Source organism: Delftia sp. PX-1 (genome assembly GCF_055797465.1).
In genome coordinates this window covers 5,680,961-5,703,912 of sequence record NZ_CP184763.1, presented here as the reverse complement: position 1 = coordinate 5,703,912, position 22,952 = coordinate 5,680,961, and the positions used below count along the sequence as shown (strand labels likewise).

The following is a 22,952-nucleotide window of genomic DNA, read 5'->3' as shown; positions in this document are numbered from 1 at the left end:
TGTTGAATCAAAGGCCCAAGGCCGCCAATAGGGATTGCAGCATCTGCTGCGGTCCGAACACCATGGCTGCAAAGCCGGCGCCCGCCAGAAAGGGGCCGAAGGGAACATAGCCGCCCTCACGCAGGCGGCTGTTGATCTTCAACGCGATGCCCACGATGGCGCCAATCACCGACGAGATCAGGATGATGGGCACGAGTGCCTGCCAGCCGAACCAGGCGCCCAGCGCGGCAAACAGCTTGAAGTCGCCGTAGCCCATGCCTTCCTTGCCGGTGGCCAGCTTGAAGGCCCAGTAAACCAGCCACAGCGAGAGATAGCCCGCTGCAGCGCCCCATACCGCGTCGGCCAGAGGCACGGCGGTCCAGTGCAGCGCCGACGACAGCAGTCCGGCCCACAGCAAGGGCAGGGTGATGTCGTCGGGAAGCAGTGTGGTGTCCCAGTCGATCAATGCCAGGCTCAGCAAGGCCGCACTGAAAAGGCACCAGGCAGCGCCTGTGGGCGTGATGCCCCATTGCGCCGCACAGTAGGCAAACAGCGCGGCGCAGGCCAATTCCACCAGCGGATAGCGGATGCTGATCGACGCCTTGCATTCGGAGCACCGGCCTCGCAGCGCCAGATAACTGAGCACGGGAATATTCTCGTACCAGTGGATGGCATGGCCGCAATGCGGGCAGCGCGAGCGGGGGCGGCTCAGGCTCAGGGGCGCCTCGGCAGGCGGCGGCGCTGTGGCGGGCGATGGCGTGGCGGAGGATGAAGATTGCTCTTGCGCCCATTGGGCGCATTCCGCATTCCATTGCTGTTCCATCATGCGGGGCAGCCTATGCACCACCACGTTGAGAAAGCTGCCAACCAACAGGCCCAGCAGGCCGCCCAATGCAGCCTGCATCCAGAGTTCCAAAACCATCAGACCACCTGGCCCAGCTTGAAGATGGGCAGATACATCGAAACCACGATGCCGCCGATGAGGGTGCCCAGGAAAACAATGATGATGGGCTCCATCAGGCTGGACAGGCCAGCCACCATGTCATCGACCTCTTCTTCATAGAAATCGGCCGCCTTGCCCAGCATATGGTCGATGGAGCCGGATTCCTCGCCGATGGCGCACATCTGCAGCACCATGGACGGAAAGACATTGGCATTGGTCATGGCCACGGTGAGACTGGTGCCGGTGGAGACTTCCTGCTGGATCTTTTCCGTGGCATTGGCATACACGGCATTGCCGGATGCGCCGCCGACAGAATCCAGTGCCTCGACCAATGGGACGCCCGCGGCAAACATGGTCGACAGCGTGCGCGTCCAGCGTGCGACGCAGGATTTCTCGATCAGCACGCCAAAGACCGGCACCTTCAGCAGCGTACGGTCCATGAATTGCTGCATGCGCTCGTTGCGCTTCCAGGCCTGCATGAAGAAGTAGAGACCGCCGCCAATCACGCCGAAGATCAACCACCACCATTGGACAAAGACATCGCTGATGCCCATCACGAACAGCGTCGGTGCCGGCAGGTCGGCGCCGAACGAGGTGAACACTTCCTTGAAGGCCGGGATCACGAAGATCATGATGATGGTCACGACGATGAAGGCCACGACGATGACCGAGATCGGGTACATCAGCGCCGATTTGATCTTGGACTTGATGGCCTCGGTCTTCTCCATGTACGTGGCCAGGCGGTCCAGCAGGGCTTCCAGGATACCGGCCGCTTCGCCCGCCTCCACCAGATTGCAGTAGAGGCTATCGAAGTACATGGGGTGCTTGCGATAGGCCGCGTTCAGCGAGGTGCCGGTCTCCACGTCGGCGCGAATATCGGCCAGAAGGCGCGTCACGCTGGGGTTGGTGTTGCCCCGTCCGACAATGTCGAAGGCCTGAAGCAGCGGGACGCCCGCCTTCATCATCGTTGCCATCTGGCGGGTGAACAGCGCAATGTCCTTGGGCTTGATCCTCTTGCCGCCGCGTGTGCGGCGCTTCTTGATCTTGCTGGGCAGCACGCCCTGGCGGCGCAGCATGGCCTGGACCTGGTTGATGCCCCCGGCCCGGGTCTCGCCTCGGATGATCTTGCCGTTGCGATCCTTGCCTTCCCATTCGAAGACAAATTCCTTGATTCCCTTGGACGCGGCTGTGGCCATCGTGCTCCCTCGTTTGTTGTCTGCGCTGTCCGCGCTATTTACTCATTGGTGACTGCCAGCACTTCTTCGAGCGAGGTCAGTCCCTGTCTGGCCTTGTGCAAACCCGATCCACGCAGCGACCGCACGCCTTCGCGCTTGGCCTGTGCGGCGATCTCCAGTGCACTGCCGTCCTGCAGGATGATGCGCTGGATTTCCTCGCTGATAGGCATCACCTGATAGATGCCTACGCGGCCCTTGTAGCCGTTGTTGCATGCCGGACAGCCGACGGGCCTGTAGGTGACCCAGCTGCCGTCAATGTCCGCATCGTCGTAGCCTGCATCGATCAGGGCCTCCCGCGGAATGTCAGCCGGCTCCTTGCATTGAGGGCACAGGCGCCTGGCCAGGCGCTGGGCGGTGATCAGGATCACGCTCGATGCGATGTTGAAGGGCGCAATGCCCATGTTGCGCATGCGCGTCAACGTGGTCGGTGCGTCATTGGTGTGCAGGGTGGACAGCACCAAGTGGCCGGTTTGCGCTGCCTTGATCGAGATGTCGGCCGTTTCCAGATCGCGGATTTCACCGACCATGATGATGTCGGGATCCTGGCGCAGAAAAGCCTTGAGCGCAGTGGCAAAGGTGAGGCCGGCCTTTTCGTTCACATTGACCTGGTTGACGCCGGGCAGGTTGATTTCCGAAGGATCTTCCGCCGTGGCGATGTTCACGCCGGCCTTGTTCAGCAGGTTCAGGCAGGTGTACAGCGACACTGTCTTGCCCGAGCCGGTGGGGCCTGTGACCAGAATCATTCCGTAAGGGCGGCTGATGGCTTCAAGCAGGCGTGCCTTCTCCTCGGGTTCATAGCCCAGGGCGTCGATGCCCATCCTGGCCGAGCTCGGGTCCAGGATACGGATCACGATCTTCTCGCCGAAAAGCGTGGGCAGCGTGCTGACGCGAAAGTCGATGACGCGGTCCGGGCCGACCTTGAGCTTCATGCGCCCGTCCTGCGGGACACGCTTTTCCGAGATGTCCATGCGCGAGATCACCTTGATGCGCGAGGCCAGCTTCTCCTTGATGGCAATGGGCGGCGATGCAATTTCACGCAGCTCGCCGTCAATGCGAAAGCGCACGCGGTACTGGTGCTCGTAGGGTTCGAAATGCAAGTCCGACGCGCGCATGTTGAAGGCGTCGAGCAGCATTTTGTGCAGGAACTTGACGATGGGCGCATCTTCGACGTCTGCTGCGGCCGAGTTGTCCTTTTCCTCTGCAACCTCATCAGGCTTGAGGTCGCCGAACTCGAAGTCGCCGCTGCCGCCATAGCTGTCCATGGCCTCGCTGGCGCTTTTGTTCTGCTGCGCGATCAGTCGCTCCAGCTTGTCGGCTTCGACGATGATCCAGTCCACGCCCAACTGGGTGGTGAACTTGATCTGCTCGGCGGCTTCCTGCTGCGTCGGGTCGGCGGTGGCCACCGTGAGGCGGTTGCCGCGCTTGCTCAGAGGCAGGACGCGATATGTGCTGATGATCTTGGAGTCCAGCAGATCCTGCGGCAGGCGCATGGCGTCGACCGCATCAAGATCGAGCAGCGGCGCGCTGAACATGGTGGAAACCGTCTCCGCCACTTCCAGGGCAGAGAGGGTGCCGGCGACGCTCAGTTCTGCAATGAACGAGGTGCGATTGGTGGCGGCCTTGCCGGCAGCCGCTTCCGCTGCCTGTTGCGATACCTTGCCTGCTGAAATCAGGGCCCGCCCGATGCCGGGAAGCGATGCGACAGCGGATGCATTCTTGAGCGAGGAGTCAGCAACAGCCATGTAGCAAGACGTGTGAGAGGAAAGGACATTTATCCTATCATCACTGAGCACTTGGAATGCCAGACACACTGTTACACGCCTGGGTCTTGAACCTGGCGCAAGGGTGTGATGGAGATGGAATGACCAGATGGTCGGGGTGAGAGGATTCGAACCTCCGGCCTCTACGTCCCGAACGTAGCGCTCTACCAGGCTAAGCTACACCCCGTTGCTTTTGTAGAAAAAGCAAGCAGCCTGAATCAGGTGCGTCGCTCCAAAAGCTGAGACGCCAATTGTAGCAAACTTGCCGTATGCAAATTGCTTGGGAGCACATTTATTGCGTCGATGGCGCGGCGTGCCTCGGCATGTGCGGCCTCGCGTGCCACGTCCAGCGCACCTGTGCTGCGCACGATATCCACTACAGCGGTCAGTTGCTCGGTGGAGCCCTGTTCGATGGCGGCGCGCACGATGGCGGCCTGCTCAGGCGTGCCGCGTTGCATGGCGGCAATCAGGGGGAGGGTGCATTTGCCTTCGCGCAGGTCATCGCCCAGGTTCTTGCCCATTTCCTGGGCATCGCCTGCATAGTCGAGTACATCGTCAATGATCTGGAAGGCCGTGCCCAGCGCCTGGCCATAGCTGGCGCAGGCCTGCTCGATTTCGTGGGGCGCGTCGGCCAGCACGGCGCCCAGCTGGGCGCTGGCTTCGAACAACTGGGCGGTCTTGGAGCGGATGACGTGCAGGTAGCCGGCTTCATCCAGCGAGGCATCATGCGTGTTGATGAGTTGCTGGACCTCGCCCTCGGCGATCACGTTGGTGGCGTCCGAGAGGATCTTGAGCACACGCATGCTGCCGACTTCCACCATCATCTGGAAGGAGCGCGAGTGCAGGAAGTCGCCGACCAGCACGCTGGCCGGATTGCCGAAGGTCTCGTTGGCCGTCGGGCGGCCGCGACGCAGCGTGGATTCATCCACGACGTCGTCGTGCAGCAGGGTGGCCGTATGAATCAGTTCGACCACGGCAGCCAGGACATGCCTGTCCTTGCCTTCGTATCCCAATGCATTGCAGACCATGAGCAGCAGGGCGGGCCGCAGGCGCTTGCCGCCTGCAGCGATGATGTACTGGGAGATCTGGGCAATCAGCGGGACGGTGGTCGTCAGGCGCTGGGCAATCACATGATCCACCTCGCGCATGTCGTCAGTGATCAGGGCAAGCGGATTGGGGGTGGAGAGAGCTGTGGTCAAGGTACTGCGGGCGCCAAGTGGATCGTCAATTATAGGAAGAGCGACCCTGCCTGCGACCCGCTCTGGCGGTTGTTTGGGCGAAGGAGGGGAGCGCTTCATGCAAGGAATGTGAGTGCGTGCTAGAATCTCCGGCTTCCGTGGAAATTCGTTCGCGGAACTCTCAAATTCAAGAGGTTTAAATGTACGCAGTCATAAAAACCGGCGGCAAGCAGTATCGCGTTGCAGCTGGCGAAAAGATCAAGGTAGAACAGATTGCTGCGGACGTAGGCCAAGAAGTTGTGATCGATCAGGTTCTGGCAGTCGGCAACGGCGCTGAAATCAAGGTCGGCACACCTCTGGTGTCCGGTGCGTCTGTCAAGGCAACCGTGGTTGCTCACGGCAAGCACGACAAAGTGCACATCTTCAAGATGCGCCGTCGTAAGCATTATCAGAAGCGCCAAGGCCATCGCCAGCAGTTCACCGAGCTGCAGATCGTGGCGATCGCTGCTTAATCCAGGAGCTGAGTCATGGCACAGAAAAAAGGCGGCGGCTCTACGCGAAACGGGCGCGATTCCAAGCCCAAAATGCTCGGCGTGAAGGCTTTTGGTGGTGAGTTGATCACCGCCGGCTCGATCATCGTGCGCCAACGTGGCACCAAGTTCCACCCCGGCGACAACGTCGGCGTGGGCAAGGACCACACCCTGTACGCTCTGGTGGACGGCCACGTGTCGTTTGCTGTCAAGGGTGCACTGTCCAAGCACACGGTCAACGTGACGGCTGCCTAAGCTCTGTCACTTCGACGCTCGAAGCCCCGACCTGTCGGGGCTTTGTCGTTTCAGGAGGGCGGTGCATCGTGCGCTCGTCCCCTTTTCCGTCTCTGAGGTGTGGCCTGGGGCTGTCTGGTGCACACTGCTTTTTGTAAACTGGATGCCTCATGAAGTTCGTCGACGAAGCTTATATCGACATTGCTGCCGGTGATGGCGGCAATGGCTGCGTGTCATTCCGGCACGAAAAATACAAGGAATTCGGTGGTCCCGATGGAGGAGATGGCGGCCGTGGAGGCCATGTCTACGCGGTGGCCGACGTCAATCTCAACACCCTGGTGGACTACCGCTTCTCGCGTCGCCACGATGCCACGCGCGGCGAGCACGGCAAGGGCTCGGACATGTTCGGTGCCGCAGGCAACGACATCACGCTGCGCATGCCGGTTGGCACCATCATCAGCGATGCCGAAACCGGGGAGGTGCTCTACGAACTGTTGACGCCCGGCGAGGTGGTGACCATTGCCAAGGGCGGGGATGGCGGCTACGGCAACCTGCGCTTCAAGAGCGCCATCAACCGCGCGCCACGGCAAAAGACGCCTGGCTGGCCCGGTGAGCGCAAGAACCTCAAGCTGGAGCTCAAGGTTCTGGCCGACGTGGGTCTGCTGGGCATGCCCAATGCGGGCAAATCCACCTTCATCGCCGCAGTCTCCAATGCGCGTCCCAAGATTGCCGACTATCCGTTCACCACGCTGCATCCCAATCTGGGCGTGGTTCGTGTTGCCGCCGAGCAAAGCTTTGTGGTGGCCGATATCCCCGGGCTGATCGAAGGCGCGTCGGAAGGTGCCGGCCTGGGCCACCAGTTCCTGCGTCACCTGCAGCGCACCCGATTGCTGCTGCATGTGGTGGACCTGGCGCCGTTCGATGACAGCGTGGATCCTGTGGCCCAGGCCAAGGCCATCGTGGGCGAGTTGCAGAAGTACGATGCCGAGCTGTACAACAAGCCGCGCTGGCTGGTGCTCAACAAGCTGGACATGGTGCCGGCCGAGGAGCGCGCCGCACGCGTCAAGGACTTCGTCAAGCGCTTCAAGTGGAAGGGTCCGGTGTTCGAGATTTCCGCCCTGACGCGCGAAGGCTGCGAAGTGCTGATCCGCACCATCTACAAGCATGTGCATGAACAGCAGCAGATCGAGGCCGGTCCCAAGGAAATCGACCCACGCTTCGTCGAAGTCGAGGGTGATGGCGTGGATCTCACCGACCCGCGTTTTGCTCCCCGCGATTCCGAGTAAGAGCGGCCTGTCCCACCCATTGCCTTGATCACAACAGCGGCGGGGTCTGCCTCGACCTGCGCTGCAAGAATCACTATCCATCCATGTCTTCCAACTTGTTGCGTGATGCCCATCGCATCGTGGTCAAGGTCGGCTCCAGCCTGGTGACCAATGAAGGTCGCGGTCTTGATGAGGCCGCGATCCAGGAATGGAGCCGCCAGCTGGCGGCCCTGGTGCGCGGGGATGAAAGCCATGGAGGCCGGCGGCGCGAGGTAATCATGGTCTCCAGCGGCGCGGTGGCCGAAGGCATGAAGCGTCTGGGCTGGATTGCACGGCCCAAGGAGATTCATGAACTGCAGGCCGCTGCGGCCGTGGGGCAGATGGGCCTGATACAGATGTACGAGTCCAAGTTGCGCGAACAGGGCATGGGCAGTGCGCAGGTGCTGCTCACGCATGCCGACCTCGCGGACCGCGAGCGCTATCTCAACGCGCGCAACACTTTGCTGACGCTGCTGGAGCTGGGCATCGTGCCGGTGATCAACGAGAACGACACCGTGGTCAACGACGAGATCAAGTTCGGTGACAACGATACCTTGGGCGCTTTGGTTGCCAATCTGATCGAGGCCGATGCCCTGGTCATCCTGACCGATCAGCGAGGCCTTTACAGCGCCGACCCGCGCAGCAATCCCGATGCGCGTTTCATCGATGTGGCCAATGCCGGCGACCCGGCGCTGGAGGAGATGGCCGGAGGCGCGGGCTCGTCCATTGGCAAGGGCGGGATGATCACCAAGATCCTCGCGGCCAAGCGCGCGGCGGGCTCGGGTGCTTCAACCGTCATCGCCTGGGGGCGTGAGCAGGACGTGCTGGTGCGTCTGGCGGCAGGCGAGTCCATCGGCACGCTGCTCCTGGCGCAGACGCACAAGAACCAGGCGCGCAAACAGTGGATTGCAGACCATCTGCAACTGCGCGGCTCCGTGTCCGTGGATGCTGGCGCCGTGGCCAAGCTGCGCGACGAAGGCAAGAGCCTGCTGCCCATCGGCATGGTGAATGTGGATGGCGAGTTCGCCCGTGGCGATGTGATCGCGGTGCGCGATGCCCTGGGTATTGAGGTGGCGCGTGGGCTGGCCAACTATGCAAGTGCCGAGGCGCGGCTGCTGTGTCGCAAAAGCTCGGTGGAGATCGAGCGCCTGCTGGGCTATTCCGCAGGCCCGGAGATGGTGCACCGCGACAACATGGTGATTGCGGGGCACTGAGGCGCCAGACCCTCAAGGCCAAGAAAAAGCGCACCCTCGGGTGCGCTTTTGCGTATGGCTCTGGCCCGGTTTCAGGCCTTGCCTGGATCGGGTTGCAGGGCTTGCTGCCCCGACTGTGGATCAGGATCGAAACAGGCGCCAGGCGGCAACTCCATGCCGGGATTGACGCGAAAGCTGCCTGAGCGTGCTGGATGCAAACCCGGCGCAGTGTATGTCTCAGGACCCTGTTCATGGGCTTCCCTGGGGCGCATGCCGCTGCGCAGATAACGGTTGCGTTGCTGTTCGCCGCGGGGCAGGAACCGGGCCAGCTCGGTCAGGGCCATCTCATAGACGCCGCGCTTGAACTCCACCACCACGTCCAATGGCACCCAGTAGTCATTCCAGCGCCAGGCGTCGAATTCGGGGTGGTCGGTGGCACGCAGGTTCAAATCCCAGTCGTGACCCATGAGCTGCAGCAAATACCAGATCTGCTTCTGGCCTTTGTAGTGTCCGCGCGCATCGCGGCGGATGTACCGGTCTGGCACCTCGTAGCGCAACCAGTCCCGGGTGCGGGCGACCACGCGAACGTGGTTGGGCATCAACCCCACTTCCTCATGCAGTTCCCGGAACATGGCCTGTTCGGGTGTCTCCCCCCGGTCAATGCCGCCCTGTGGAAACTGCCAGCTGTGGGTGCGGATGCGTTTGCCCCAGAACACCTGGTTCTTTTGGTTGAGCAGGATGATGCCGACGTTCGGGCGAAATCCGTCCCGGTCAAGCATAATCGAACCCCAATTTTCTGAATTGTGTCCATTATGCACGGTGCCTTGCCAGCGGCAAGCACGCTGCCCCGATTCCCGCGAAGCCCCTGATCCATGAAAGCCTCCCAATTTTTCATCTCCACCCTCAAGGAAGCTCCGGCCGACGCCGAAGTGGTCAGCCACAAGCTCATGATGCGGGCCGGCCTGATCAAGAAGCTGGGTGCAGGCATCTACAACTACATGCCCATGGGGCTGCGGGTGATCCGCAAGGTCGAGGCCATCGTGCGCGAGGAAATGAACCGTGCCGGTGCCGTGGAGGTGACCATGCCCGTGGTCCAGCCTGCAGAGATGTGGGAGGAGACCGGCCGCTTCGAGAAGATGGGCCCCGAGCTGCTGCGCATCAAGGACCGCCATGGCCGCGACTTCGTGATCCAGCCCACCAGCGAAGAGGTGGTGACGGACATCGCGCGCCAGGAGCTCAAGAGCTACAAGCAGCTGCCCAAGAATTTCTACCAGATCCAGACCAAGTTCCGCGATGAGCGCCGCCCGCGCTTTGGCCTGATGCGTGGCCGCGAGTTCATCATGAAGGACGCCTATTCCTTCGACAAGGACCGTGATGCGGCCCAGGTCAGCTACCAGACCATGCGCGCGGCCTACAAGCGCATCTTCGACCGCTTCGGCCTGCAGTACCGTGCCGTGCGTGCAGACAGCGGTGCCATCGGCGGCGATCTGAGCGAGGAATTCCAGGTCATCGCTTCCACGGGCGAGGACGCCATCGTCTACTGCCCCAGCAGCGACTACGCCGCCAATATCGAAAAGGCCGAGGCCCTGGCGCCTGCGGGTCCCCGTCCCGCTGCGGCCCAGGCGATGACCAAGGTGGCGACGCCCGGCAACAGCACCTGCGAATCTGTCGCATCCCAGCTGGGCCTGCCGCTGTCGCAGACGGTGAAGTCCCTGGTGCTGGCCACCGACAAGCTCGACGACAAGGGCGAGGTGGCAGGCAGCCAGATCTGGCTGCTGCTGCTGCGCGGTGATCATGAAATGAACGAGATCAAGGTGGCCAAGGTGCCGGGCCTGGACGTGGGCTTCCGCTTTGCCACTGTGGCCGAAATCGAGGAGCACTTCGGCTGCCAGCCCGGCTATCTGGGGCCCATCGGCCTGAAGAAGCCCGTGAAGCTGGTCGTTGACCGCGAGGTGGCCGTGATGGCCGACTGGGTCTGCGGCGCGAACGAGGCCGACTTCCACATCACCGGCGTGAACTTCGGCCGCGACCTGCCCGAGCCTGATGTGGTGGCCGACCTGCGCAACGTGGTGGCTGGCGACAAGTCTCCTGATGGTGCGGGCGAGCTGGCCATCGAGCGTGGCATCGAAGTGGGCCATGTGTTCTACCTGGGTACCAAGTACTCCCAGGCCATGAACGCCACCTTCCTGGCCGAGAATGGCAAGCCCTCGCTGTTTGAAATGGGCTGCTACGGCATTGGCGTGACGCGCCTGCCCGCTGCAGCCATCGAGCAGAACCATGACGAGCGCGGCATCATCTGGCCCGACGCGATTGCGCCCTTCACCGTGGTGGTCTGCCCCATCGGCATGGACCGCAGCGAACCCGTGAAGGAAGCTGCCGAGAAGCTGCATGCCGAGCTGCTGGCACTGGGTGTGGACGTGATCCTGGACGATCGTGGCGAACGTCCGGGCGCCATGTTTGCCGACTGGGAGCTGATTGGCGTGCCGCACCGCGTGGTGCTGTCCGACCGGGGCCTCAAGGAAGGACAGCTCGAGTACCAGCATCGCCGCGACACGGAAGCGACCAAGCTGGCCGCCGCCGATGTGCTGGGCCATCTCAAGCAAAGGCTGGGCCTGTGAGCCAGGCGCCCGTGGTGACGCGACGCGATTGCCTGCGCCTGGCGGCTTCGCTGGGCTCGGCACCGCTGCTCGGCGGGCTGGCCGCGCCCGCCTGGGCCGGTGGCCAGCTGGAGGAGCCGCTGGCCGATTCGGTGCGCACTGCGCTGAGTTCCGCCGTCACTGGATCGGCGCCGCCCGAGCTGCGCTTTGCCTCCACCGAGGCCCGGCTGGACTACCTTCGCTGGCTCACGGCCAGCAGCGAGCGCCTGCGTTCGCGCAAGCCGGAGCTGGCGACGAGGCTGGAGTTCCTGCAAACCGTCTGGTACGAGTCCAAGCGTGCCGGCCTGGAAGTCTCTCTGGTGATGGGGCTGGTGCAGGTGGAGAGCGCGTTCCGCAAGTTCGCCATCTCCAGCGTGGGTGCACGCGGCTACATGCAGATCATGCCGTTCTGGATGCGGCTGATCGGCGATGGAGACATCGGCAAGCTGTTTCACATGCAGACCAATCTGCGCTTTGGCTGCGTGATCCTGCGCCACTATCTGGACCGCGAAAAAGGCGATGCCTACATGGCGCTGGGCCGCTACAACGGCAGCCGGGGACAGCCCCAGTACCCGAATGCGGTGTTCGCTGCGCAGCGGCGCTGGGAGATAGAGCCCTCGCGCTCGGCTTGAGGGCCGCGCAGCGCCGCCGAGCGGCTGCGCGGCTGCTGTTCTGCGTTGCCCGTCAGGACGACGTCTCCGACGACATGCTGGATACCTTGGCCACGGCCGCTGCCGTGTCGCCGGCGTTGGGCGGCGCGGCCGGGCTGCTGGCGGACATGCGCGTGACCAGCACCTGGTCGATGCGGTAGCTGTCCACGTCCATGACCTCGAAACGGTAGCCGCCCCATTGCACGGTGTCGGTGCGCCTGGGAATGCGGCGCAGCATCACCATGAGGAAGCCGCCCAGGGTCTCGTAGTCCTCGGCGTGGGGCAGCTCGTCGAGTTCCAGGGCCTGCATCACATCCTCGACCGGCGTGACGCCGTCGATCAGCCAGGAGTTCTCGTCGCGGCGCAGGATCTGCTCCTCGTCGCCCGGGCTGACCAGGCCGCCCATCACCGTGCTCATCACGTCATTGAGCGTGACCACGCCGACCACCAGGCTGTATTCGTTGACGATGACGGCAAAGTCCTCATGCACCTGGCGAAACTGCTCCAGCACCTCGGCCAGCGTCAGGCGGTCCGGCACGACCAGCACCTTGTGCACCAGGGAGTCGTCCATGAGCGACAGGGGCTGGTTGTTCAGCGCGCGCTGGAACAGGTCCTTGGCATCGACATAGCCGACGATGTGGTCGATGTCGCCATCGCAGACGGGGTAGGTGGAAAAAGGTTCTTCGGCAATGCGGACCCGGATCAGTTCGTCGGGGTCGTCACGGTGGAAGTAGGCGATGCGGTCGCGCTGCGTCATGGCCGAGCCGATGGTGCGCGAGTCCAGCTCGAACAGGTTGGCGATCACCTGCTGCTCCTTCGCGGCCAGCACGCCGGCGCGCGCGCCAGCTTCGGTCATGGCCAGGATGTCTTCGTGCGTGATGCGGTCGTCGCGCACCGTGGGCAGGCCTAAGAGCTTGGCAACGGCGTCCGCCAGGTGGTTGAAGCACCAGACCAGCGGCTTGAGCACGGCCATGCACCAGAGCATGGGGCGCAGCACGCGGATGGCCAGGGCTTCGGGCTCGGCCATGCTCAGGCGCTTGGGCAGCAGGTCGGCAAAGAGGATGAACAGCGAGGTGACGGTGGCGAACGAGAGCAGAAAGCCCACGGTCTGTGCCCGGCTCTCGGGCAGCCAGAGCATGAGCAATTCGGCCAGATAGGGCGTCAATGCCCCTTCGCCCACCACGCCGCCCAGGATGGCGACGGCATTCAGCCCAATCTGCGTGACCGTGAAGTACTCGCCCGGTTGGGCCTGCATCTTCATGACCTGTTCGGCGCGTGGCTCCCCGTCCTCCGCCATCTGCCGAAGCCGCAGGCGCCGCGAGGCGGCCAGCGAGATCTCGGCCACGGAGAAGAAGGCACTGGTCAGTATCAGTGCGACGATCAACAGCAGACTTTGGGACAGACTCATAGGCAAGGCGGAGAAGCGGGCGCAGGCGCGGTTTTCCGGATGTGAAAGATGTGTCCATTCGACCACACATCACATGCCCCTGGCCTTGTGGCATGCCCGGGCAGTGCGCTGGCAGTCCGGCACGGGCGAAAAAAAGCCACCCAAGGGTGGCTTGATTCTGCGCAGCAGCGGGCGCAGGCGGGTTGCTGCGCGCGAGTCGCAAGCCTGCGAACTCAGGCCTTGGGTGCCAGCAGCTGCTGCAACTCGCCGGATTCGTACATCTCCATCATGATGTCCGAGCCGCCGATGAACTCGCCCTGCACGTAGAGCTGGGGGATCGTGGGCCAGTTGCTGTAGTCCTTGATGCCCTGGCGGATTTCCTGGTCCTCGAGCACGTTGACGGTGGAGATGTCCTTGGTCTCCACGCCGCAGGCCTTGAGAATCTGGATGGCGCGGCCCGAGAAACCGCACATGGGAAAGCTGGCGCTGCCCTTCATGAACAGCAGGATGTTGTTGCTTTTGACCAGTTGGTCGATGCGTTGCTGGGTGTCGCTCATCTGTGTGGTGCTCCGGGGTCGTGGTGGGCGCCGCAGGCGCGGCGGCATGGTTGGGATTATTTCACTCTCGGCGCGGACTTTGAAAGCATGCGGGAATGCTGCGCCCGGACCCGAGCTCAGGCTTGCGCTGTCCATTGCCCGCCCGTGCAGCGGGCGATGCCGCCCAGGTCGTGGCGGTGTTGCACGCTCTCAAAGCCGGCGCTGCGCAGCAGGGTGGCCACGGCATCGGCCTGGTCCCAGCCATGCTCGAGCAGCAGCCAGCCGCCGCTGGCCAGCAGCGCAGGCGCCTGCGCGACGATGGCGCGGATGTCGGACAGGCCATCGGCGCCGCTGGCCAGAGCCGACAGCGGCTCATGCTCCAACGCCAGCAAGTGCGGATCGTCGTCGCGGATATAGGGCGGATTGCTGACGATGAGGTTGAACGGCGCCTGGCCTGCCAGCGGCTCCAGCCAGCTGCCATGCGCAAACCGCACGCCCAGCTGCAGGCGCGTGGCATTGGCGCTGGCCACGGCCAGCGCGTCGGCACTGGCATCCACGGCCCACACGGTGGCGCCGGGGCGCTGGCTCTGCAGGGCCAGGGCAATCGCTCCGCTGCCGGTGCCCAGATCCGCCACACGGCATGCGGGGCCGCTCGGGGCCTGGGCGGGTATCAGCTCCAGCGCCCAGTCCACCAGGGTTTCGGTATCGGGGCGAGGGTCGAGCACGCGTGCGTCCACGGCCAGATCCAGCCCGTAGAACTCCTTGTGGCCCACCAGGTAGGCGACGGGCTCCCCGCTCAGTCGGCGTGTGCACAGCGCGGCATAGACGCCGGCCTGGGGCGCGGTCAGCGCGTCCCCGTCGTGGGTGAGCAGCCAGGCGCGGCCGCCGGCCTGGCGTCCGAGCACATGCAGCAGCAGCATTTGCGCGTCGATGCGCGCAAGCCCCTGGGCCTGGGAGTGCTGCAGAGCCTCTTTGATGGTGGGTAGGTTGGCCATGGCCCGCGCCTCAGCTGTTGACCTGCAGCTCGGCCAGCAGTTCGGCCTCGCGTGCGGCCTGCAGCGCGTCGAGCACGTCGCCCAGGTCGCCTTCCATCACGGCCAGCAGCTTGTAGATGGTGAGGTTGATGCGGTGGTCGGTGAGCCGGCCCTGGGGGAAGTTGTAGGTGCGGATGCGGTCGCTGCGGTCGCCGCTGCCGATCAGGCCCTTGCGCAGCGCGGCCTCCTTGGCCTCGCGCTCGCTGCGCTCCTTTTCCTGCAGGCGCGCCTGCAGCACCTGCAGGGCCTTGGCCTTGTTGCTGTGCTGACTGCGGCCGTCCTGGCACTCGGCGACGATGCCCGTGGGCAGGTGGACCACGCGCACGGCCGAGTCGGTCTTGTTGATGTGCTGGCCTCCGGCGCCGCTGGCACGGAAGGTGTCGATGCGCAGGTCGGCCGGGTTGAGCGTGATGGCCTGGGTTTCGTCGGGCTCGGGCATGACGGCCACGGTGCAGGCACTGGTGTGGATGCGGCCCTGGGTCTCGGTGGCAGGCACGCGCTGCACGCGGTGGCCACCGGATTCGAAGCGCAGGCGGCCATAGACGTCGGTGCCTTCCACGCGCAGCACCACTTCCTTGTAGCCGCCCAGCTCGCTTTCGTTGGCGCTCATGATCTCGACCTTCCAGCCCACGGCGTCGCAGTGGCGCGTGTACATGCGTGCCAGATCGCCTGCGAACAGGGCAGATTCATCGCCACCCGTGCCCGCGCGGATTTCCAGGTAGGCGTTGCGCGCGTCATCGGGGTCCTTGGGCAGGAGCAGGCGCTGCAGTTCATCTTCCAGCTGCACCAGCTCGATCTCTGCGCCGGAGATTTCCTCGCGCGCCATTTCCTCCATGTCGGGATCATCCAGCATGTCCCTGGCAGAGGCCAGATCGGCCTCGCGCTGGCGGTAGCGTGCATAGCGGCCGGCAATGGCCGTCACATCGGCATGCTCGCGCGAGATGGCACGGTACTGCTTCATGTCGCCCATGATGTCTTCGCGCGAGAGCAGGAAGTCGAGTTCTTCAAGGCGCTGGGCGTAGCGCTCCAGTTGTTGGCGCAGAAAGTCTTGCATGGTGTGAGGCGATGGTGCGAAGGGCTGCGCGGGGCAGCGCTGCGGCGGGGGAACGAGGTGGCCGGAAGTGGGCCGAGGCGCCAGAGACCCGCGGGCGCGCGGCTCTCTGAAGGGGGCGAGCGCCGCTAGAGCGCCTTGTCGGGAGTTGTGCCGCGCGGACCGCCTGGCGCGGAGCGCAGGAACAGGCGCGAGACCGTGTCCATGGTCTGGGTGCGCTGGTCGGCGTCACCCTTGTGCAGCTCGGCCAGGGTGCCGTGCAGCATTTTCTGCGTGAGGCCGCGCGACAGGGCCTCCAGCACGGTGTCTATGTCCTCGCCCTTGGCCAGCAGCTTCTTGGCCCGTGCAATCTCCAGCGCACGCCATTCGTCGGTCTGGGTGTTGAGCTGGCGGATCAGCGGCACCACACCGGCCTGCGGGCGGCGCTGGTCCAGCCAGTGCATGAAGCTTTGCACGCCGTGGTCGATGATGACTTCTGCCTGCTCGACCGCTGCCTGGCGCTGGGCCTGGCCCGTGCGCACCACGGTGGCCAGATCGTCCACGGTGTAGAGGTAGACGTCGCGCAGGTCCTTGACCTCGGATTCGATATCGCGGGGCACGGCCAGATCGACCATGAACATGGGGCGGTGCTTGCGCTTCTTGAGCGCGCTTTCCACGGCGCCCAGGCCGATGATGGGCAGGCTGGAGGCCGTGCAACTGATCACGGCATCGTATTCATGCAGATGCTCGGGCAAGTCGGCCAGCCGCATGGTGCCGGCGCCGAACTGGGCGGCCAGCTTTTCGCCGCGCTCCAGCGTGCGGTTGGCGATCATGATCTGCTTGGGGTGGCGGGCCGCGAAATGGGTGGAGACCAGCTCGATCATCTCGCCCGCGCCCACGAACAGCACGCGGATCTGGGAGAGGTCTTCGAACAGCTGGCCGGCCAGCCGCACGGCGGCAGCGGCCATGCTGATGCTGTGGGCACCGATTTCGGTGGAGCTGCGCACTTCCTTGGCCACCGCGAAGCTGCGCTGGAACAGCTGGTTCAGCGTGCTGCCCAGGGCGCCTGCGTTCTCTGCGGCGCGCACGGCATTCTTCATCTGGCCCAGGATCTGGGCCTCGCCCAGCACCATGGAATCGAGCCCGCTGGCCACGCGGAAGGCATGGCGCGCCACATGGCCGTCTTCCAGCAGATAGGAGTGCGAGCGCAGCAGTTCGGACGAGATGCCGCCGCTGTTGGCCAGCCAGTGCAGCGTATGGTCCATGGCCGGCATTTCGGCCGCGCAGTAGATCTCGGTACGGTTGCAGGTGGAGAGAATGGCGGTCTCGACGGCGCTGTGCTGGCGGCCGGGGCCGGTCAGCGATTCGCGCAGGCCCTGCAGCGTGGGCACGATCTGGTCAAGCGCGAACGCGAAACGTCCCCGCATATCAAGCGGAGCCGTGTGGTGGTTGATGCCGAGTGCCCAGACTGCCATAACCCGGGATTATAAAATTTCGCGCAGTTTCAGGCATCCCTGATCACAACACCCTGGAATCGGAGCCCGCAGATGGGATGGATTGCGAGTACGAATCATTGGCTGAACTTCCTGGCGCCTGCACTTTTCCTGTCGCCGGCCCTGATGTTCTGCGCGCTTTTGATCTATGGAAAATCGCAGCAATCTCTTGCCTGGTGGTTGCAGGTTGCTATCAATTTGGTTGTTGGTGCGCTGGTGCTGCTGGCCGGTTTGTGGTGGTTCGGGCGCGATGCAAAGATGGCCACCTACACCGCCCTGGTCCTCGTGATGGCGCTTTGCCAGTGGGTGCTTTCGCGCGGCTGGCGCTGATGGCCGACAGCAAAGATTGATGCAGATCAACGGAAGAGGGCGTTTCTCCCGGCGATCAGGGGCCTGAGACTGCGGCTGGAGGCACGGCACCCGGCGCGGCCTGCTCCAGCAGCCATGCGCGGAACTGCACAAAGGCTTCGGAAGGCGCCCGCGCGGCCGGCCGGCACAGAAAGTAGCCGCGTTCGATGTGGACGGGTGCAGGCAAGGCAAGGGCCACGCGGCCGGCGGCCAGGTCTTCCTCCACCAGGCAGCGCTGCACCAGGGCCACGCCCATGCCTGCGGCCACGGCCTGGACCAGCAGGGCCACCAGTTCGAAGTCCGCTGCAGGCGCGGGGCAGGGCCCGGGCAGGCCGAGGTGGCTCATCCAGCGCGCCCAGTTGCCCGGATAGTTGGTGTGAAACAGCAAGGGGCGCGCAAGCACATCCGCTGCGCTGCGAATGGCTTGCGGGCCCTGCAATTCGCGCGGATGGCAGATGGGCACCAGATCGCGGCCCACTACATAGTCGGCCACCACATGGGCGGGCCAGGGCTCGCTGCCCACGCGCAGCCAGCCGTCTATCTCGGCGGCGGACAGCGGGTCATCGCGCCGATAGGGGGCAAACGAAAGGACGATGCCCGGATGCAGGGCATTGAATCGCGGCAGGCGTGGAATCAGCCAGTGGCTGAACAGCGTGGGCACCACCGACAACCGCAGTTGCGGGCCGAAGTGGCGCCTGCGTGCGGCGGCCGAGGCCGATTCGATGGACTGGACGGCAGGCTCGACGGCCTGCAGATATTCACGGCCAGCCTCGGTCAGCACGCTGCGCCGGCCCTGGCGCTCGAAAAGGGCAAAGCCCAGGTGCTCTTCCAGCCGGGCGATGGCGCGGCTGATGCCGCCCTGGGTGACATACAGCTCCTGGGCTGCCAGCGAGTAGCTGCCCAGGCGCGCCGCCGCCGCAAAGGCGTGCAGCTCGGAAAGCGAGGGAGAGTGCATGCGCATGACGGGCGCAATTATGACGGTTTGTCATAGTTGCTTGCCGTCTTGTCTCTTTTCGCGCGTGCGGCGGCTGTCCAGAATCGGCGCCTGTTCCGCGAAGCCCTGCCCTGCCGCAGGCCGCTCTTTCATCCATCACGAGAGGAAACACACCATGGCAATGCGCCGCACCCTGTTGTCCAGCCTGGCCGCCTGCGCCGCCACTGCTCTTTTGGCTCCCGTCGCCTGGGCCCAGGGCCCGGCTGCCGACTATCCCAGCCGGCCGATCCGCCTGGTCGTGCCGTTTGGTGCGGGCGGCTCCACCGACATGGTGGCGCGTCTGCTGGCCGAGAAGATGAGCGTGATCCTGGGCAAGTCCGTGGTGGTGGACAACCGGGGCGGGGCGGGCGGCTCCATTGGCGCCTCCGAAATTGCGCGTGCTGCGGCCGATGGCTACACCATCGGCATGGCCACGGTGAGCACGCATGGCTCCAACCCGGCCATCTTCCGCAAGCTGCCCTACGACCCGATCAAGGATTTCGCGCCCATCACCAATGTGATGTCCGTGCCCAGCGTGTTCGTGATCAACGCCAGCGTGCCCGCCAAGACCATGAAGGAGTTCATCGCCCTGGCCAAGGCCAACCCGGGCAAGTACAGCTTTGCCTCGCCGGGCACAGGTTCCCTGGGCCACGCCAACATCGAGAATTTCATGAACCTGGCCGGTATCGACCTGCTGCACATCCCCTACAAGGGTGCGGGCCAGGCCATCACCGACGCGCTGGGCGGCCAGGTCAATGCCATGACGGACAACCTGCCCTCCACGCTGCCCCATATCAAGGACGGCAAGCTGCGCCCGCTGGCCGTGCTGGCCTTCAAGCGCGCCGACGTGCTGCCCGACGTGCCCACCTACACCGAGCTGGGCTTCCCGCAGATGGGCGACGGCGGCTGGTTCGGCCTGGTCGCACCTGCCGGCACGCCGCGCCCCATCATCGACAAGCTCAATGCGGCTGCGCACAAGGCCATGGCCATGCCTGACTACCTGGAAAAGCAAAAATCCATCTCGGGCGAGTCCATGGGCAACACGCCCGAGGAATTTGCCAAGCAGATCAAGGCCGCCATCGAGCGCTACACGGCCGTGGCCAAGCGCGCCAACATCAAGCTCGACTGATGGACCGCATGGCACAGACCGATTTCCTGCGCCCCCGGCCGGACACCCCGGTCGTGGTGCATCCCGCCACCGGCGAGGTGCTGCCCATCGTCTGCGACTCGCCGCACAGCGGCACGTCCTATCCCGAGGATTTCGGCCATGCCGTGCCCATGTCCCTGCTGCGCCGTGGCGAGGACACGCATGTGGCCGCGCTCTGGGACCGGTGGCCCGCGCATGGCGCGACGCTGATCGAGGCCACCTTTCCGCGCACCTACATCGACCCCAACCGCAGCGAGGCCGACCTGGACCCGGCCCAGATCGACGGCCAGTGGCCCGTGCCCCTGGCGCCCAGCGTCAAGACGCGCCAGGGCCTGGGCCTGATCTGGCAGCGCATCAGCCGCGACGGCGTGGCAACGCCGCTGTATGACCGTCCGCGCACGGTGGCCGAGGTGGAGCACCGCATCGCGCGCTACTGGCGCCCCTACCATGCGGCGCTGGCGCAGGCCATCGATGGCAGCGTGCAGCGCTTTGGCGGCGTCTGGCACCTGAACCTGCACTCCATGCCCAACGATGTCTACAAGCGCCTGGGCCGTACCGACGCGCCGCCGCTGGCCGACTTCGTGCTGGGCGACCGCGACGGCACGACCTGCGCGCCCGAGTTCATCCAGCTGGTGGGCGAGACGCTGGCGGGCTTTGGCTACAGCGTGGCCTACAACGAGCCCTACAAGGGCGTGGAGCTGATCGGGCGCATAGGCCAGCCGCACCTGGGCCGGCACAGCCTGCAGATCGAGATCCGCCGCCCGGTCTACATGGACGAGGACACGCGCGAGCCCAATGCGGGATTCGAGCCGCTGCGCGGCCATCTGCGTGAGCTGATGGCCGTGGTCGCGGCGCATGTGCGATCGGAAATGGCAAGGCGCGGCTAGCCCGGGCTGGCCGGATCACCGGGCATGGTCGGCGTGCCCGGCGTGCCCGGCGTGCCCGGCGTGCCCGGCGTACCTGTCACCACGGGTGCCGCCACCGAGGTGGTGGCCGGTGGTGACAGGTACAGGCCTGCGCCCTTGAGCGAGGCCAGGATGCTGAACAGCACATCGCTGCGCACGCCACCCGCATTGCGCGGATTGCCGACGTAGCCGATGGCCAGGAAGGTCAGCGTGCCGTTGGCGATGCCTTCGAGCTGCACCAGGGGCTCGGGCGTGTCCAGGATGCCTTCATGCGCGCGAAAGGCTTCCAGGATCAGGGTGCGCATGCGCTCGGCATCGGTGTCCAGCGGTGCGGGAAGGCGCAGCAGCACCCGCCCGGGCGCGCCGGCCAGCGTCATGTTGCGCACGGTCTTGGTGATGAATTCCGAGTTGGGCACGATGACGGTGGAGCGGTCGCCCAGCTGGATCTCGGTCGCGCGCACGTTGACGCGGCGCACGTCGCCCTCGGTATCGCCCAGCACCACCCAGTCGCCCACCTTGACGGGCCGCTCGGCCAGCAGGATCAGGCCCGAGATGAAGTTCTGCACGATGGCCTGCAGGCCGAAGCCAATGCCCACCGACAGCGCGCTGGCCACCCAGGCGATGCGCTCCACGCTGATGCCCAGCCCCGCCAGCGCCACGGCCACCACGAAGATGCCGCCCACATAGCCCAGCAGCGTGGTGATGGAGCTGCGCATGCCAGGCTCCAGCGAGGTGTTGGGGAAGTAGCGGTCCGTCAGCCAGCGCTTGATCACGCGGATCACGATCAGGCCGGTGACGATCACGGCGAATGCGGTGAACAGGGCCTGCGGCGCCATGGTGAAGTCGCCCACCTTGAGGCTGTGGTTCACCGTGCTGCCGCGGCGAAACACCTCGTCCGGCCCCGTGCCCAGCGGCGCCAGCAAAGCGATCACCATGTAGAACAACAGGGCCACGCGCAGCAGGCCGGAGACCAGGACCGAGGCCTGGTCCAGCAGCCGGCCCTCGATGCCCAGGCTCTGGTTCAGCCGGGTGCCGAAGCTGCCCTTGGACGACAGCAGGGCCTCGCACAGATCGTCGCCCAGCTGGAACAGCAGGTAGGTGGTGGCGAACACCACGCCGGTCCACACCATCTGGCGCGCCAGCGTTCCGGCCAGCGCCACGTAGCCGGTCACGGCCAGCGCAATGGTGGCAATGCTGGCCACCGCCGCGCAGGCCACAAGCAGCCCCACCCACAAGGGCCGGGGCGGCGCAGGCTCTGCCTGGGCGCCGTCTTCCTGCGCGACCGGCGCCGGCGCGCGCAGATGCCGCAGGGCCAGCATGACCACGGCCGAAATCAGCAGGGCCGACAGGGCGTGCACCGTGACCTCGGCGGCCAGGCTGGCGCCGATGATGGCGTTGACTTCGGTCACCAGGCCGTTGAGCGCGGCTCCGGCGGCAATCCACCAGGGATAGGGGCTGAGCCGCTCGGCCAGCTCGTCCGACACGCCGGGCAGGCGCCAGGAACTGCGCCTGCGCGACAGCAGGGTCTGGCCCAGCGACACCACGAAGGCGCCGAACAGCGTGACCTGCACACTGGCCTTGGCCAGCGCATCCAGCGATTCGCTGAAGCCATCGCCGGCCTTGAGCACGCTCCAGGCCAGTTGCGCTGCCAGGCCGATCAGCAGCGTGTTGATCAGCACGGTGGCCGCCGCGCGCAACGAACGGCGCAGGCGGCCGCTGGGCAGGCGTGCGGGCGCGGCGCGCACCAGCAGACGCTCGGCCAGCCAGGGGCCGAGCAGGACGATCAGCAAGGCGGCGGCCAGGCTGGCGATGAAGCCGCCCCGGCGATCGGACGCCATGGTGGAAGCGACGGCCTGGCGCAGCTCGCGCCCCAGGCCCTGCAGGCGCGCCGCGTCCAAAGGCGCGGCAGCGCGCAGGTTGCGCCAGAAAGGTCGGCCCAGCGGCGAGTCGGTGCGGGCCGTCAGTGCGGCCTGGAATTGTTCGCGGCGCTGGCGTATGAGCTCGTTGCCGCGCTGGTCGGCATCGACCGACACCAGCCGCGCGAGCTTGAGTTCGGAATCCACGGCACTGCGCTGCCTGGCCAGGCTGGCGCGCTGCTCGGCCACATCGGGCGCATCGGCAGGGGCGCCTTTTTCGGGCGCGGGGCCCAGGCCGGCCAGGCGTGAATCGATGTCGGCCAGTTCCTCGGTGCGGCGGGCCGCCACCTGGTCGGCCGCCGTGCCAATGGCCGCAGCCTCGTCCAGCAGCTTGCGGCCGTCATCGTCCTCGGCCAGCTTGCGGGGAATGGCGTCCAGCTGCTTGCGCAGATCGTCCACGCTGGGCAGGGCGGGCCGGCCGTCGGGCGCCGCCGTGGCCGCCGCTGCCGTGCGGTCCTGCGCATGGGCCGGAGCGGGCACGGTGAGGACCAGCATGGCCAGGACCATCAGACCGGTGGCCAGGCATTGGCGCAGGGCCTGC

Annotated in this window: 21 protein-coding genes and 1 tRNA gene; 9 read left to right on the top strand and 13 right to left on the bottom strand. The window is 65.2% G+C overall.

Going from position 1 to position 22,952, the window contains the following annotated elements:
* Positions 1-7: 7 nt before the first annotated feature.
* From ACN20X_RS26050 to ACN20X_RS26030, 5 genes are all read right to left on the bottom strand, one after another.
* Complete coding sequence (locus ACN20X_RS26050; protein WP_016445609.1) at positions 8-901, bottom strand: prepilin peptidase; 894 nt, start codon at positions 899-901, stop codon at positions 8-10.
* Complete coding sequence (locus tag ACN20X_RS26045; protein ID WP_016445610.1) at positions 901-2,118, bottom strand: type II secretion system F family protein; 1,218 nt, start codon at positions 2,116-2,118, stop codon at positions 901-903. Before ACN20X_RS26045 ends, ACN20X_RS26050 begins: the two co-directional genes overlap by 1 nt.
* A 38-nt stretch (positions 2,119-2,156) precedes the next feature.
* Positions 2,157-3,899, bottom strand: a complete 1,743-nt coding sequence (gene pilB, locus ACN20X_RS26040; protein WP_016445611.1) for a type IV-A pilus assembly ATPase PilB — start codon at positions 3,897-3,899, stop codon at positions 2,157-2,159.
* Between the two features lie 128 nt (positions 3,900-4,027).
* Positions 4,028-4,104 (bottom strand) — tRNA-Pro (locus tag ACN20X_RS26035).
* Between the two features lie 31 nt (positions 4,105-4,135).
* On the bottom strand, positions 4,136-5,065 hold the full coding sequence (locus ACN20X_RS26030) for a polyprenyl synthetase family protein (RefSeq protein ID WP_432676076.1): 930 nt from the start codon (positions 5,063-5,065) through the stop codon (positions 4,136-4,138).
* A gap of 230 nt (positions 5,066-5,295) precedes the next feature.
* On the opposite strand from ACN20X_RS26030, the gene rplU reads away from it, so the two are divergent.
* The 4 genes from rplU (at position 5,296) to proB (ending at position 8,377) form a co-directional block, all read left to right on the top strand.
* Complete coding sequence (rplU, locus tag ACN20X_RS26025; protein WP_012207284.1) at positions 5,296-5,607, top strand: 50S ribosomal protein L21; 312 nt, start codon at positions 5,296-5,298, stop codon at positions 5,605-5,607.
* A 15-nt stretch (positions 5,608-5,622) separates the two neighbouring features.
* Positions 5,623-5,880: a 50S ribosomal protein L27 gene (gene rpmA, locus ACN20X_RS26020; RefSeq protein WP_012207283.1), complete on the top strand. Its 258-nt coding sequence runs from the start codon at positions 5,623-5,625 to the stop codon at positions 5,878-5,880.
* A gap of 149 nt (positions 5,881-6,029) precedes the next feature.
* Positions 6,030-7,145, top strand: a complete 1,116-nt coding sequence (gene cgtA / locus ACN20X_RS26015) for an Obg family GTPase CgtA (protein ID WP_016451026.1) — start codon at positions 6,030-6,032, stop codon at positions 7,143-7,145.
* Positions 7,146-7,228: 83 nt separating this feature from the next.
* The gene (gene proB / locus ACN20X_RS26010) at positions 7,229-8,377 is read left to right on the top strand and encodes a glutamate 5-kinase (RefSeq protein WP_016445651.1); all 1,149 of its coding nucleotides are present in this window, start codon (positions 7,229-7,231) and stop codon (positions 8,375-8,377) included.
* A gap of 71 nt (positions 8,378-8,448) precedes the next feature.
* On the opposite strand, the gene ACN20X_RS26005 is transcribed toward proB, so the two are convergent.
* A complete protein-coding gene (locus ACN20X_RS26005; protein ID WP_016445652.1) occupies positions 8,449-9,135 on the bottom strand; it encodes an RNA pyrophosphohydrolase in 687 nt (228 codons plus the stop codon).
* A 93-nt stretch (positions 9,136-9,228) separates the two neighbouring features.
* On the opposite strand from ACN20X_RS26005, the gene ACN20X_RS26000 reads away from it, so the two are divergent.
* Both ACN20X_RS26000 and ACN20X_RS25995 read left to right on the top strand, forming a co-directional pair.
* Complete coding sequence (locus ACN20X_RS26000) at positions 9,229-10,974, top strand: proline--tRNA ligase (protein WP_046238484.1); 1,746 nt, start codon at positions 9,229-9,231, stop codon at positions 10,972-10,974.
* The gene (locus ACN20X_RS25995; protein WP_016445654.1) at positions 10,971-11,624 is read left to right on the top strand and encodes a lytic transglycosylase domain-containing protein; all 654 of its coding nucleotides are present in this window, start codon (positions 10,971-10,973) and stop codon (positions 11,622-11,624) included. The genes ACN20X_RS26000 and ACN20X_RS25995 overlap by 4 nt, the downstream gene beginning before the upstream one ends.
* A gap of 52 nt (positions 11,625-11,676) precedes the next feature.
* Here the strand turns inward: ACN20X_RS25995 and paeA are convergent, their stop codons facing one another.
* The 5 genes from paeA to hemA form a co-directional block, all read right to left on the bottom strand.
* The gene (gene paeA / locus ACN20X_RS25990) at positions 11,677-13,050 is read right to left on the bottom strand and encodes a polyamine export protein PaeA (protein ID WP_016445655.1); all 1,374 of its coding nucleotides are present in this window, start codon (positions 13,048-13,050) and stop codon (positions 11,677-11,679) included.
* 212 nt (positions 13,051-13,262) lie between these two features.
* Positions 13,263-13,586 carry a Grx4 family monothiol glutaredoxin gene (gene grxD / locus ACN20X_RS25985; RefSeq protein ID WP_012207276.1) on the bottom strand — a complete coding sequence of 108 codons (324 nt, stop codon included), beginning with the start codon at positions 13,584-13,586 and terminating at the stop codon, positions 13,263-13,265.
* A 116-nt stretch (positions 13,587-13,702) separates the two neighbouring features.
* Positions 13,703-14,560, bottom strand: a complete 858-nt coding sequence (gene prmC / locus ACN20X_RS25980; protein WP_016445656.1) for a peptide chain release factor N(5)-glutamine methyltransferase — start codon at positions 14,558-14,560, stop codon at positions 13,703-13,705.
* Between the two features lie 10 nt (positions 14,561-14,570).
* Positions 14,571-15,653 carry a peptide chain release factor 1 gene (gene prfA / locus ACN20X_RS25975; protein WP_016445657.1) on the bottom strand — a complete coding sequence of 361 codons (1,083 nt, stop codon included), beginning with the start codon at positions 15,651-15,653 and terminating at the stop codon, positions 14,571-14,573.
* A 125-nt stretch (positions 15,654-15,778) separates the two neighbouring features.
* Positions 15,779-17,104: a glutamyl-tRNA reductase gene (gene hemA / locus ACN20X_RS25970; RefSeq protein ID WP_017405531.1), complete on the bottom strand. Its 1,326-nt coding sequence runs from the start codon at positions 17,102-17,104 to the stop codon at positions 15,779-15,781.
* 72 nt (positions 17,105-17,176) lie between these two features.
* On the opposite strand from hemA, the gene ACN20X_RS25965 reads away from it, so the two are divergent.
* Entirely contained in the window at positions 17,177-17,452 is a 276-nt protein-coding gene (locus ACN20X_RS25965; RefSeq protein ID WP_310636692.1) for a hypothetical protein, read from the top strand.
* Positions 17,453-17,507: 55 nt separating this feature from the next.
* Here the strand turns inward: ACN20X_RS25965 and ACN20X_RS25960 are convergent, their stop codons facing one another.
* Positions 17,508-18,431 carry a LysR substrate-binding domain-containing protein gene (locus ACN20X_RS25960; protein ID WP_099732894.1) on the bottom strand — a complete coding sequence of 308 codons (924 nt, stop codon included), beginning with the start codon at positions 18,429-18,431 and terminating at the stop codon, positions 17,508-17,510.
* A 148-nt stretch (positions 18,432-18,579) separates the two neighbouring features.
* On the opposite strand from ACN20X_RS25960, the gene ACN20X_RS25955 reads away from it, so the two are divergent.
* A complete protein-coding gene (locus tag ACN20X_RS25955) occupies positions 18,580-19,572 on the top strand; it encodes a tripartite tricarboxylate transporter substrate binding protein BugE (protein ID WP_012207270.1) in 993 nt (330 codons plus the stop codon).
* Entirely contained in the window at positions 19,572-20,477 is a 906-nt protein-coding gene (locus ACN20X_RS25950) for an N-formylglutamate amidohydrolase (RefSeq protein WP_016451031.1), read from the top strand. Before ACN20X_RS25955 ends, ACN20X_RS25950 begins: the two co-directional genes overlap by 1 nt.
* Here the strand turns inward: ACN20X_RS25950 and ACN20X_RS25945 are convergent.
* On the bottom strand, positions 20,474-22,918 hold the full coding sequence (locus tag ACN20X_RS25945) for a DUF3772 domain-containing protein (protein WP_473210021.1): 2,445 nt from the start codon (positions 22,916-22,918) through the stop codon (positions 20,474-20,476). The two genes, ACN20X_RS25950 and ACN20X_RS25945, sit on opposite strands and share 4 nt — an antisense overlap.
* Positions 22,919-22,952: the final 34 nt, after the last annotated feature.